Genomic DNA, 12,418 nt, shown 5'->3' on the forward strand with positions numbered 1-12,418 from the left:
CAGCGGAACTCCGTGACTCGTCGGCGGGGGCTGGGACGCGGGAGGGCCCCGGTGCCGAAGCACCGAGGCCCTCTCTGGGGTGTTGCCAACTACAGGTTCAGCTCAGATCGGTGACGATCAGATGCTGCCCGAGATGAACTCGATGGCGTTGTAGTTGTTGTCCTCGTCGTACTGGTAGATGCCGATCGAGGCGGCCGTCGGGCTGCCCGTCTTGCCGAGCTCGATGGGTCCGGAGACACCGTCGTAGTCGATGTCGGCGTTGGGATCGGCCTCGAGCAGCTTGGCGCAGTCGGCGAACGACGTGCACTTCTCGCCGCCCTCGGTGACGCTGGGCAGCTTCGAGGCGATCGACTCGCCCGAGTCGTCACCGGCCGCGATGGCAGCCAGTGCCGACGTGACGACGGCGTCGTAGGACTCAGCCGCGTAGCTGAAGACCTTCAGGCTCGGGTCGACCTTCAGCAGGTTCGCCTTGAAGTCGCCCTTGGCCTCGGCGCCGGGGATGGTGCCCTTGGTGCCCTTCAGCGTGCCCGGGGGCAGCGGCGTGGTGGCGTCCTTGGCGTAGCTGGCCGTGTTGCCGTCGACGAAGTACGTCGCGACGGCCTGCGGGCCGACGCCGGCCTTGACCAGCTTCGGGATGATCGACGTGGTCTCGTCGAACGCGATCAGCACGACGGCGTCGGGCTTGGCGTTCGCGACGGCCGAGATCTGCGTGTCGCTCGGGCCGTTCTTCTCGTCGTACAGCTCGTTGGTCGCGACCGTGGAGCCGGCAGCCTTGAGGTTCTTCTCGACCTCGGAGGCCAGCACCTCGCCGTAGGCGTCCTGGCGGGCCAGGATGGCCACGTTCTGGCGCTTGTCCTTGACCAGCAGGTTCGCCAGCACGGCGCCCTGCAGGACGTCGGACGGAGCGTCGCGGAAGTACAGGTCGGGCTTGGCGTAGTCGCCCTCGTCGAACGCGGTCGACGTGTTGGCGGGCGAGTACATGACGACGCCGGCCGACATGATCTTGTCGATGACGGTCAGCGACACACCGGACGAGGCGGCACCGACGATGACGTCCGAGCCGGCCTTGATCAGCTTGTCGGCCTCGGCCGGGGCGATGCCGTTGTCGGTGTCACCGGAGTCGCCACGGACGGTCTTGACGTCCTTACCCAGCACGCCGCCAGCGGCGTTGATGTCCTTGACAGCCAGGTCGACACCAGCGAACTCGGGCGGGCCGAGGAAGGCGAGGCTGCCGGTCTCGGGCAGCAGCGTGCCGATCGTCAGGGTGCCGTCACCCTTCTTGGCGGGCTTGTCGCCCGAGGCCGAGTCGCCCGAGCCGTCGCTGCCACACGCAGCCAGCACGAGTGCGCTGGCCGCGGCGACCGCGCCGAGGCGGAGCAGGTGGGAATTGCGCTTCATCAATCCTCCGGGGGATGTTGTGGATGTCGTGACGCACTCACTGAGCGTGCCTTCCCCGCGAACGCTAGTCTTTCGGGGGGTCAGATGTGGCGGTCCGACCGAACTGAGCGGCAACGTAGCCGGATTGTAACCGCGCCGACGCACCCGTCAGGATCGCGGCGGATCCTCGCCCAGGATCGAGCCGTTCTCGAGCACCGCGGTGGCCACCTGGAGCATCGACAGACGCAGATCCATGGCCGTGCGCTGGATCCAGCCGAACGCGTCCGGCTCGCTCATCCCCCGGGTCTGCTGGAGCACGGCCTTGGCGCGGTCGACGGCCTTGCGGGTCTCCAGGCGCTCGGTCAGCTCGTCGACCTCCGACTCCAGCGCCACCATCTCGGCGAACCGGCTGCGGGCCATCTCGATGGCCGGCACGAGGTCCGAGCGGGTGAAGGGCTTGACCAGGTAGGCCATGGCGCCGGCGTCGCGGGCCCGGTCGACCAGCTCGCGCTGGCTGAAGGCCGTGAGGATGACCACCGGGGCGATCTTGGCGCGGGCGATCTGTGAAGCGGCCGCGATGCCGTCGAGCTTGGGCATCTTGACGTCCATGACGACCAGGTCGGGACGGTGCTCGGTGGCCAGCACCACCGCCTGCTCACCATCGGCTGCCTCGCCGACGACGTCGTACCCCTCCTCCGCGAGCATCTCGGCCAGGTCGAGGCGGATCAGCGCCTCGTCCTCGGCGATCACGACACGCGGCGCGTCGACCGGAGCCGAGGTGTTGACGGAGGGGGTCACGTGAGAAGGTTATCGGGCGCATTCTGCGCATGCCGAGTTGGCGGAATGGTAGACGCGACGGTCTCAAAAACCGTTGTCCGAAAGGGCGTGCGGGTTCGAGTCCCGCACTCGGCACAGCTCATCAAGCACCCGAGGACTCGATGGCCGGAGACGCCACCTGGTCGCTCCGTTCGCTGCGGGAGCTCCTGACGTGGGTCGCCTATCCGACCCGCGGCACGATCGGATCTTTGCCGAACGCGTCGTCGAACGTCAGCTGCGTCAGGTCCGCAATCCGTTGAACCTCGTCTGAAACCCCGTACTGCTCCAGAGAGATGAGCGGGAACTTGATCTTTCGACCATCTTCGAGCACGCAGACCAGACGTGGTGGCTGCGGCCACACTCCCTGCCAGACGACAGCGTCAGTCCACTGCCACCATCCCGGCAAAACTTTGACGATGTCGCTGACCAGGACCGACTTCACGACACGGCCGCGAAATACTGCCTCGATCACGTCGGCCCTGAAGACGTAGTCGGTTCTTCCACACCACCATCTCAGGCGCACGAACCACCCGCCAACCCAGGTCGCGGGGAAGGCCCAGAGGAGCAAAGCCGCTACAACCGACTCCGCCATGAACAGGACGATGAAGACTGCCACCATCAGGCATCGAGTCGCCAACCAGACATACGAGTAGCTCGTCGTTCCGTGAACACGGATCTCAGGAACCTCGGCCACACTCACACCGCGCCTCTCTCGGCTAACTCAGCGCTGCTAGCGGTCCTCGACGTCCTCGTAGGCGGGGACGACCTTGTTGATCGCGTCGCCCATGTTGTGGATGCGCAGGGCATTGGTCGATCCCGGGATGCCGGGAGGCGAACCGGCCACGATGACGACGCGCTCGCCCTCGGCGCACTTCTCGATCTCCAGCAGCGCCTTGTCGACCTGCATGACCATCTGGTCGGTGTACTTCACCTCGGGGACCAGGAAGGTCTCCATGCCCCAGGTGAGTGCCAGCTGGTTGCGGGTGAGCGGATCGGGCGTGAAGGCGATGACCGGGATGTGCGAGCGGTAGCGCGCCATGCGCCGGGCAGAGTCTCCGGTGGTGGTGAACGCGACGGTCATGCGGGCGTCGATGGCCTCGGCGACCTGGCTGGCGCCGCGGCAGATGATGCCGGTGGTGGTCTTGGGCGCCCAGGTGAACGACGCCATGCGGGGCAGGCCGTGATCCTCGGTGGACTCGATGATGCGCGCCATGATGCGCACGGTCTGCACCGGGAACTGGCCCACGCTGGTCTCGCCCGAGAGCATCACCGCGTCGGCACCATCGAGCACCGCGTTGGCGACGTCGGACGCCTCGGCGCGCGTGGGACGCGGCGAGGAGATCATCGACTCGAGCATCTGGGTGGCCACGATGACCGGCTTGGCGTTGCGGCGGGCCTTCTCGATGATCAGCTTCTGCACGATCGGGACGTCCTCGAGCGGCAGCTCGACGCCGAGGTCGCCGCGAGCCACCATGACGCCGTCGAAGGCGTCCATGATCTCGTCGAGGTTCTCGACGGCCTGCGGCTTCTCGATCTTGGCGATGATCGGGCGGTGCACGCCCTCCTCGTCCATGATGGCGCGCACGTCGGCGGCGTCCTTGGCGTCGCGCACGAACGACAGGGCGACGAAGTCGACCTCGGCCTGCAAGGCCCAGCGCAGGTCGTCGATGTCCTTCTCGCTCATGGCGGGGACGCTCACGTTGACGCCGGGCAGGTTGATGCCCTTGTTGTTGCTGACGGCGCCGGGCACCTCGCACACGCACGTGACGTCGGTGGCCGTGACCGACTGCGCCACCAGGCGCACACGACCGTCGTCGATGAGGATCTCGTCGCCGGGGTTCACGTCACCGGGCAGGCCCTTGTAGGTGGTGGAGCAGCGGGTGGCGTCGCCCTCGATGTCGTCGATGGTGATGGTGAAGACGTCGCCGGTGTGCAGCTCGTGCGGACCGTCGGCGAACCGGCCGAGCCGGATCTTCGGCCCCTGCAGGTCGGCCAACGTGGCGATGGCCTTGCCGGTCGCCTCGGCCGCGGCCCGGACGTGCGTCATGTTCTTGACGTGGTCGGATCGGTCGCCGTGGCTCATGTTCAGCCGGGCCACATCCATGCCGGCCAGGGCCAGTTCCAGGATGCGTTCGGAGGTGTTGGTGGACGGTCCCAAGGTGCAGACGATTTTGGCTCTACGCACGTGCTCCACCGTAGTCCCGCGAGCTCGTTACCCGCGAGTCATAATTGTCGTTTCGCACAACTTATTCACCGAACCGACGGCGCGCCAGCGCCGGAGCGTTCGGTGACACCAGCGAAGCGTGAGTGCGCCGCGGCGAAGCCGCCCGACGACGAGGCGTCGGTGAGACGAGGAGCTTGAGCGAGCCCACCACCTCACCACGCCTCAGCCGCTCGTGCCTCGCGACCTCACGGTCGCTCCGCTCCCTGGCGAGCAGCATCCGGTCGCCAAGGAGGCCGCCCGCGGCCGACTGTGAGCGAAGCGAGGCGACCCAAAGCCGACAGACTCACGCGAGCCCGACACCTCACCACGCCTCAGCCGCTCGTGCCTCGCGACCTCACGGTCGCTCCGCTCCCTGGCGAGCAGCATCCGGTCGCCAAGGAGGCCGCCCGCGGCCGACTGTGAGCGAAGCGAGGCGACCCAAAGCCGACAGACTCACGCGAGCCCGACACCTCACCACGCCTCGGCCGCTCGTGCCTCGCGACCTCAAGGTCGCTCCGCTCCCTGGCGAGCAGGTGGTCACCAAGGAGACCGTCCACGCCTCGGCCGCTCCGCCCCCTCGTGATCAGACAGTGAGCTGGCGGGCGGTCGGGGGGATGGGGCTGGGCAGGTTGGTCGAGCCCGACAGGTAGGCGTCGACACCGGCGGCCGCGGAACGGCCCTCGGCGATGGCCCACACGATCAGCGACTGTCCACGACCCGCGTCACCGGCGACGAACACGCCGTCGACGCTGCTCATGTAGTGCTTGTCGCGCACGATGTTGCCGCGCTCGTCGAGATCGACGCCCAGCTGCTCGACCAGACCTTCGGTCTCCGGACCGGTGAAGCCCATGGCGAACAGCACCAGCTGCGCCGGGAGCACCTTCTCGGTGCCGGGCACCTCGGTGAACGTGCCGTCCTTCATCTCGACCTGGCTGATGCGCAGGCCCGAGACGTTCCCGTCGTCGTCGCCGACGAACTCCTTGGTGCTGACCGAGTAGACGCGCTCGCCGCCCTCCTCGTGGGCCGAGGCGACGCGGTAGATCATCGGGTAGGTCGGCCACGGCTGGTTGCCGGGGCGATCCTCGCCGGGCTGCGGCATGATCTCCAGGCTGGTGACCGACTTCGCCTTCTGGCGGATCGACGTGCCGAGGCAGTCCGCTCCGGTGTCACCGCCGCCGATGATGACGACGTCCTTGCCCTCGGCCGTGATCTGGTCGGGAACCTCCTCGCCGAGCGCCGCGCGGTTGGCCTGGGGCAGGAACTCCATGGCCTGGTGGATGCCCGCGAGCTCTCGGCCCGGCGCCGGCAGGTCGCGCCGCACCGTGGAGCCGATGGCGAGCACGACGGCGTCGTAGCGGTCGCGCAGCTGCGATCCGGTGAGGGTCTCCCCCACCCGCACGCCGGTGCGGAACACCGTGCCCTCGCGGACCATCTGATCGATGCGACGGTCGATCTGCGACTTCTCCATCTTGAACTCGGGGATGCCGTAGCGCAGCAGTCCGCCGACCTTGTCGTCACGCTCGTAGACCGCAACGGTGTGGCCGGCGCGGGTCAGCTGCTGGGCGGTGGCCAGGCCGGCCGGGCCGGAACCGACCACGGCGACGGTCTTGCCGGTCAGCCACTCGGGCGGCTCGGGCTTGACCTGACGGTCGTCCCACCCCTTGTCGATGATCGAGACCTCGACGTTCTTGATCGTGACGGCGTCGCGGTTGATGCCCACCACGCAGGCGGTCTCGCAGGGCGCCGGGCACAGACGGCCGGTGAACTCCGGGAAGTTGTTGGTGGCGTGCAGGCGGTCGAGCGCCTCGTCCCACTCCTCGCGCCAGACCAGGTCGTTCCACTCCGGGATCAGGTTGCCCAGCGGGCAGCCGTTGTGGCAGAACGGGATGCCGCAGTCCATGCAGCGGCCGGCCTGCTCACTGATGATCGGCAGCAGCGCCTTACCTGGTCCACCGGGGTAGACCTCGTTCCAGTCGTTGACGCGCTCCTCGACCGGACGTCGAGGTGCGACCTCGCGGGGCGTCGTGATGAATCCTCGGGGATCAGCCACGGGCGGCCACCTCCATCATGCGTGCTGTGGTGTCTTCGTCGGACAGTCCCTCGGCCTCGGCGGCAGCGCGTGCCTCGAGGACCAGGCGGTAGTTGGTCGGCATGATCTGGGTGAATCGCGCCAACGACTGGTCCCAGTGGGCGAGCAGCTGCTCGGCCACGACTGATTCGGTCTCCTCGTGGTGCTGGGCGACCAGCGCCTTGAGCTCGTCGGCCGCCTCCGCGGGGACGGGAGCCAGCTCGACCATGTCCATGTTGACCAAGGTCTCGTCGAGGTCGAGCACGTACGCCTGGCCGCCACTCATGCCGGCCGCGACATTGCGGCCGGTGGCGCCGAGGATGACCACGGTGCCACCGGTCATGTACTCCAGCGCGTGGTCACCCACGCCCTCGACGACGGCGCTGGCGCCGGAGTTGCGCACGCAGAACCGCTCACCGACCTTGCCGCGCAGGAAGATCTGCCCGGTGGTCGCGCCGAAGCCGATCACGTTGCCGGCGACGATCTGCTGCTCGGCGGCGAACCCGGCGTCGCGGGGCGGCCGGACGATGATCCGTCCGCCGGACAGTCCCTTGCCGACGTAGTCGTTTCCGTCGCCCTCGAGCCGCAGGGTGATGCCGCGCGGCACGAACGCACCGAACGACTGACCGGCCGAGCCCAGGAAGGTCAGGTCGATGGTGTTCTCCGGCAGACCTTCGCCGCGGTAGCGCTTGGTCACCTCGTGGCCGAGCATCGTGCCGACCGTCCGGTTGACGTTGCGGATGTCCAGCTGTGCCCGCACCGGCTCACCGCGCTCGAGCGCGTCGGCGCTGAGCTTGATCAGCTCGACGTCGAGCGCCCGGTCGAGGCCGTGGTCCTGGCTGACGGTCTGGTGCAGCGAGGCCCCCTCGGGAAGCTCGGGCACGTGGAAGATCGGCGACAGGTCGAGTCCGGCGGCCTTCCAGTGATCGACCGCCTTGCGGGTGTTGAGCAGCTCGGCGTGCCCGATGGCCTCGTCGAGCGTCCGGAAACCCAGCGCAGCCAGGTGCTCGCGGACCTCCTCGGCGATGAAGGTGAAGAAGTTGACCACGTACTCGGCCTTGCCGGAGTACTTCTCGCGCAGCGTCTTGTTCTGCGTGGCCACGCCCACCGGGCAGGTGTCGAGGTGACACACGCGCATCATGATGCACCCGCTGACGACCAGCGGCGCCGTGGCGAAGCAGTACTCCTCGGCACCCAGCAGGGCAGCGATCATGACGTCGCGACCGGTCTTGAGCTGGCCGTCGGTCTGCACCACGATGCGGTCGCGCAGTCCGTTGAGCAGCAACGTCTGCTGGGTCTCGGCGAGGCCCAGCTCCCACGGTCCGCCCGCGTGCTTGAGCGAGGTGAGCGGCGAGGCGCCGGTGCCACCGTCGTGACCGGAGACCAGCACGACGTCGGCCTTGGCCTTCGACACACCCGCCGCGACCGTGCCCACGCCGACCTCGGAGACGAGCTTGACGTGGATGCGCGCGTCCGGGTTGGAGTTCTTCAGGTCGTGGATCAGCTGCTTGAGATCCTCGATCGAGTAGATGTCGTGGTGCGGCGGAGGCGAGATCAGGCCGACGCCGGGCGTGGAGTGCCGTGTCTTGGCCACCCATGGATAGACCTTCGGACCGGGCAGCTGGCCACCCTCGCCGGGCTTGGCGCCCTGCGCCATCTTGATCTGGATGTCGTCGGCGTTGGTCAGGTACTCCGACGTGACGCCGAAGCGGCCCGACGCGACCTGCTTGATCGCCGATCGCCGCTCGGGGTCGTACAGCCGCTCGGGGTCCTCGCCGCCTTCGCCGGTGTTGGACTTGCCGCCGAGACGGTTCATCGCGATGGCGAGGGTCTCGTGCGCCTCCTGGCTGATCGAGCCGTACGACATCGCTCCGGTGGAGAAGCGCTTGACGATCTGCTCGGCCGACTCGACCTCCTCGATCGGGATCGGGGTGCGATCGTCGGCGAACTCGAAGAGACCGCGCAGCGTCATCAGGCGCTCGGACTGGTCGTCGACGCGCTGGGTGTACTGCTTGAAGACCTCGTAGGAGCCCGCGCGGGTGGAGTGCTGCAGGCGGAACACCGTCTCGGGGTCGAACAGGTGCTCCGGGCCCCCGCGACGCCACTGGTACTCGCCGCCGACCTCGAGGTGGCGACGTGTGCTGGCGATCCCGCTGGTCGGGTAGGCCCGCAGGTGGCGCGACTCGACCTCGGCCGCGAGCACGTCCAGGCCGACGCCCCCGAGCTTGGACGCCGTGCCGGTGAAGTACGCGTCGACGACGTCCTGGCTCAGGCCGACGGCCTCGAAGATCTGCGCGCCGGTGTAGGAGGCGACGGTGGAGACGCCGATCTTGCTCATGACCTTGAGCACGCCCTTGCCGAGCGCGTAGACCACGTTGCGCAGCGCCTTCGACGGCTCGACGCCCTCGACGAACACGCGCTCGCGGGCCAGGTCCTCGGCCGACTCCAGCACCAGGTACGGGTTGACCGCGGTGGCGCCGTAGCCGATCAGCAGCGCCACGTGGTGGACCTCGCGGACGTCGCCGGTCTCGACGATCAGGCCGGCCTGGCTGCGCAGCTTCTCGCGCACCATGTGGTGGTGCACGGCGCCGGTCAGCAGCAACGACGGGATGGGCGCGAGGTCGGCGTTGGAGTGCCGGTCCGACAGCACGATGATGCGGGCGCCGTCGGCGATCGCGGCCGACACGTCGGCACAGATCTCGTCGAGCTTGTTCTTCAGCGCCGCTCCCCCGCCGCTGACGTCGTACAGACCGCGGACGATGTGCACCGAGAAGCCCGGCATGTCGCCGTCCTTGTTCATGTGCCGGATCTTGGCGAGCTCGTCGTTGTCGATGACCGGGAACGGCAGCTGCAGCATGCGGCACGACGCCGGGCTGGGGGCCAGCAGGTTCTCCTCGGGTCCGATGGTGCCGGCCAGCGAGGTGACGACCTCCTCGCGGATGGCGTCGAGCGGCGGGTTGGTCACCTGCGCGAACAGCTGCGAGAAGTAGTCGAACAACGGGCGCGACTGGTCCGAGATGGCCGCGATGGGCGTGTCGGTGCCCATCGAGCCGATCGCCTCGGCACCGGAGCGGGCCATGGGTGCCACGAGCAGGCGCAGCTCCTCCTCGGTGTAGCCGAACACCTGCTGACGGCGCGTGACCGAGGCGTGCGTGTGCACGATGTGCTCGAGGTCGGGCAGGTCCTCGAACCGCACCAGACCGGAGTACAGCCACTCGTCGTACGGGTGCTCGTTGGCGAGCTCGTTCTTGATCTCGTGGTCCTCGATGATGCGGTGCTCGTCGAGGTCCAGCAGGAACATCTTGCCGGGCTCCAGGCGTCCCTTGCGGGTGATGGTCGACTGGTCGATGTCCAGCACGCCGGCCTCGGACGCCAGCACGACGAGGCCGTCCTGGGTGACCCAGTACCGGCCCGGACGCAGGCCGTTGCGGTCCAGCACCGCGCCGATCTGGGTGCCGTCGCTGAAGCAGACGCTCGCGGGTCCGTCCCACGCCTCCATGATCGAGCTGTGGAACTCGTAGAACGCCCGACGAGCGGGGTCCATGTCGACGTCGTTCTCCCACGCCTCGGGGATCATCATCATCACCGCGTGCGGCAGGCTGCGGCCGCCGAGGTGAAGCAGCTCGAGCACCTCGTCGAGCGAGGCGGTGTCGCTGCCCAGCGGGTCGCAGATCGGGTACAGGCGAGACAGGTCGCCGGGGATCAGGTCGCTGGCCAGCGTCGCCTCGCGGGCCCGCATCCAGTTGCGGTTGCCGCGGGCCGTGTTGATCTCGCCGTTGTGCGCGACGAACCGGAACGGGTGCGCCAGCGGCCAGCTGGGGAAGGTGTTGGTGGAGAACCGGCTGTGCACGATGGCCAGCGCGGACTCGATGCGCTCGTCGGACAGGTCGGGGAAGAAGTCCTCGAGCTGCTCGGTGGTGAGCATGCCCTTGTAGATGAAGGTGCGGCTCGACAGCGACGGGAAGTACACACCGGTCTCGTGCTCGGCGCGCTTGCGCAGGCAGAACGACATCCGGTCCAGCTCCAGTCCGGCGGCGTCGGAGTCACTGGCGGTCACGAACGCGATGGCGAACGACGGCATGGCGCCGCGCGACATCGAGCCGAGGATCTCGGGGTTGACCGGCACCTCACGCCAACCGAGCAGGGTCAGCCCCTCCTCGATCGCCAGCGCCTCGATGCGCAGCTTGGCCGCGGCGGCTTCCTTCTCGTCGACGGGCAGGAAGGCCATGCCGGCCGCGTAGGTGCCGGACGCGGGGAGCTCGACCCCGATCTCGTCGCTCGCGACGGCCCGCAGGAACCGGTCGGGCACCTGCATGAGGATGCCGGCACCGTCACCGGTGTCGGGCTCGCCGCCGACGGCGCCGCGGTGGTCGAGGTTGCGCAGGGCGGTCAGACCCTTGACGACGATGTCGTTGCTCGGCTCACCGGTGAGGGTGGCCACGAAGGCGACGCCGCACGCGTCGTGCTCGTTGCTCGGGTCGTACAGACCCTCGGCCGCCGGGAGCCCAGAAAACTTGGGGCCCGAGAACTTCGGCCCAGAAGAGGCAGGTCCGGAGAACGTGGGTGCAGTCATCGCATCGCTTTCGTCGTCGGGTGAGCGCGCTCGATCGAGCGCTGATCTCCGGGGACGACGTTGGCCTCGGACAGCCCCCCCAGTCTACACAGCAGAGACGACCCTCAGCCGAGCCCGGCGCCCACGGCGTCGCCGACCAGGTAGGTCAGTCCGGCAGCGGCCGCGCCGAGCAGGAGCTGGCGAGTGCCGCCGAACCACCAGGTGCGGTCCGTGATGGAGGTGACGACGGCGCCGCACGCGAACAGGCCGATCAACGACAGGACGATCGCGGGCCAGGCCACGGTGGCCCCCAGGAGGTAGGGCAGCAGGGGGATCACGGCGCCCACGGCGAAGGCCAGGAACGACGAGCCGGCCGCGAGCAACGGTGAGGCGAGGTCGTCGGCATCGACGCCGAACTCCTCGTGGGCGTGCACGGCCACGGCGTTCTCGGTGTCGCGGTGGATCTGGGCCGCGACGTCGCGAGCTGTGGTCTCGTCTATGCCCTTGGCCATGTACATGGCGGCGAGCTCTGCCTGCTCGGCGTCGCTGTTGGTGGTGATCTCGTGCCGCTCGGTGTCGATCTGCGCCCGGGCGAACTCGCTCTGGCTCGCGACGGAGGTGTACTCGCCCGCAGCCATCGAGAAGGCCCCGGCCGCCAGACCGGCCAGACCGGCCAGCACGACCGGCTTGGTGTCGCTGGCCGAGCTGCCGCCGACGACTCCCATGATGAGCGCGAAGTTGGACACCAGCCCGTCCATGCCGCCGAACACGGCCGGCCGCAGCCAGCCGCCGGTGACGTCGGGGTGCTCGTGCTGCACCACCGCAGGGTCCGGCAGGGATTCGTCGTGGTCGAGGGCGTCGGTCATGGGTTGAAAGTACCCACTTCTGGCGGCGATTTCACCGAAGGTGAGGCTGCGCTCAGACATGGGTGGAAAGTCCTGTCAGCGACACACCATCACCGCTAGGTTGATGGGCACCATTCATCGACCTGGAGTTCTCATGTCCCTGCAAGAAGCTGTGCGCAGCGTCCTGTCTCAGTACGCCAACTTCAACGGCCGGGCCCGTCGGTCCGAGTACTGGTACTGGTACCTGACCGTCATCATCGCCTACGTCGTCGCCATGATCGTCGACCAGATCATCGGCGCACCCATCCTCACCCTGATCGTCGCCCTCGGCGTCATCGTCCCGACCCTCGCGGCCGGCGTGCGCCGTCTGCACGACACCGACAAGAGCGGCTGGTTCATCCTGATCGGCCTGATCCCGCTGATCGGCGCCATCGTGCTGATCGTCTTCTTCGTCACCGACAGCACACCGGACAACCAGTACGGCCCCAACCCGAAGGGCGTCGCCGGACCGGGCACCGCTCCGGCGTACGGCACTCCGCCGGCCGTCTGACCCGTCA

General features: G+C 68.3%; 8 protein-coding genes and 1 tRNA gene. 2 read left to right on the forward strand and 7 right to left on the reverse strand.

Annotated elements, in window-relative coordinates; translation table 11 throughout:
- Positions 1–117: 117 nt before the first annotated feature.
- Together AC0L5F_RS03270 and AC0L5F_RS03275 are read right to left on the reverse strand one after the other, a co-directional pair.
- Positions 118–1,398 (reverse strand): ABC transporter substrate-binding protein, encoded by a 1,281-nt coding sequence (locus tag AC0L5F_RS03270; RefSeq protein WP_473315185.1) that lies wholly within the window; start codon positions 1,396–1,398, stop codon positions 118–120.
- Between the two features lie 147 nt (positions 1,399–1,545).
- Positions 1,546–2,175, reverse strand: a complete 630-nt coding sequence (locus AC0L5F_RS03275) for an ANTAR domain-containing response regulator (protein WP_473315186.1) — start codon at positions 2,173–2,175, stop codon at positions 1,546–1,548.
- 31 nt (positions 2,176–2,206) lie between these two features.
- Between AC0L5F_RS03275 and AC0L5F_RS03280 the strand changes: the two genes are divergently transcribed.
- Positions 2,207–2,289 (forward strand) — tRNA-Leu (locus AC0L5F_RS03280).
- Between the two features lie 85 nt (positions 2,290–2,374).
- Here the strand turns inward: AC0L5F_RS03280 and AC0L5F_RS03285 are convergent.
- From AC0L5F_RS03285 to AC0L5F_RS03305, 5 genes are all read right to left on the reverse strand, one after another.
- On the reverse strand, positions 2,375–2,893 hold the full coding sequence (locus tag AC0L5F_RS03285; protein ID WP_473315187.1) for a hypothetical protein: 519 nt from the start codon (positions 2,891–2,893) through the stop codon (positions 2,375–2,377).
- Between the two features lie 30 nt (positions 2,894–2,923).
- Positions 2,924–4,378: a pyruvate kinase gene (gene pyk, locus AC0L5F_RS03290; RefSeq protein ID WP_473315188.1), complete on the reverse strand. Its 1,455-nt coding sequence runs from the start codon at positions 4,376–4,378 to the stop codon at positions 2,924–2,926.
- Positions 4,379–4,979: 601 nt separating this feature from the next.
- Positions 4,980–6,446, reverse strand: coding sequence for a glutamate synthase subunit beta (locus AC0L5F_RS03295; RefSeq protein WP_473315189.1), 1,467 nt, complete (start codon positions 6,444–6,446; stop codon positions 4,980–4,982).
- Positions 6,439–11,037 (reverse strand): glutamate synthase large subunit, encoded by a 4,599-nt coding sequence (gltB, locus tag AC0L5F_RS03300; protein ID WP_473315190.1) that lies wholly within the window; start codon positions 11,035–11,037, stop codon positions 6,439–6,441. The genes AC0L5F_RS03295 and gltB overlap by 8 nt, the downstream gene beginning before the upstream one ends.
- A 104-nt stretch (positions 11,038–11,141) precedes the next feature.
- Entirely contained in the window at positions 11,142–11,882 is a 741-nt protein-coding gene (locus AC0L5F_RS03305; RefSeq protein WP_473315191.1) for a VIT1/CCC1 transporter family protein, read from the reverse strand.
- A gap of 133 nt (positions 11,883–12,015) precedes the next feature.
- On the opposite strand from AC0L5F_RS03305, the gene AC0L5F_RS03310 reads away from it, so the two are divergent.
- A complete protein-coding gene (locus tag AC0L5F_RS03310; protein ID WP_473315192.1) occupies positions 12,016–12,411 on the forward strand; it encodes a DUF805 domain-containing protein in 396 nt (131 codons plus the stop codon).
- The last annotated feature ends 7 nt before the right edge of the window (positions 12,412–12,418 follow it).

It is taken from the genome of Aeromicrobium sp. 10G20-16, assembly GCF_055809665.1.

Coding starts and splice junctions, on each gene's coding strand:
- AC0L5F_RS03270 (WP_473315185.1), bottom strand. CDS start 1,398: ATGAAGCGCAATTCCCACCTGCTCCGCCTCGGCGCGGTCGCCGCGGCC.
- gltB (WP_473315190.1), bottom strand. CDS start 11,037: ATGACTGCACCCACGTTCTCCGGACCTGCCTCTTCTGGGCCGAAGTTC.
- AC0L5F_RS03305 (WP_473315191.1), bottom strand. CDS start 11,882: ATGACCGACGCCCTCGACCACGACGAATCCCTGCCGGACCCTGCGGTG.
- AC0L5F_RS03310 (WP_473315192.1), top strand. CDS start 12,016: ATGTCCCTGCAAGAAGCTGTGCGCAGCGTCCTGTCTCAGTACGCCAAC.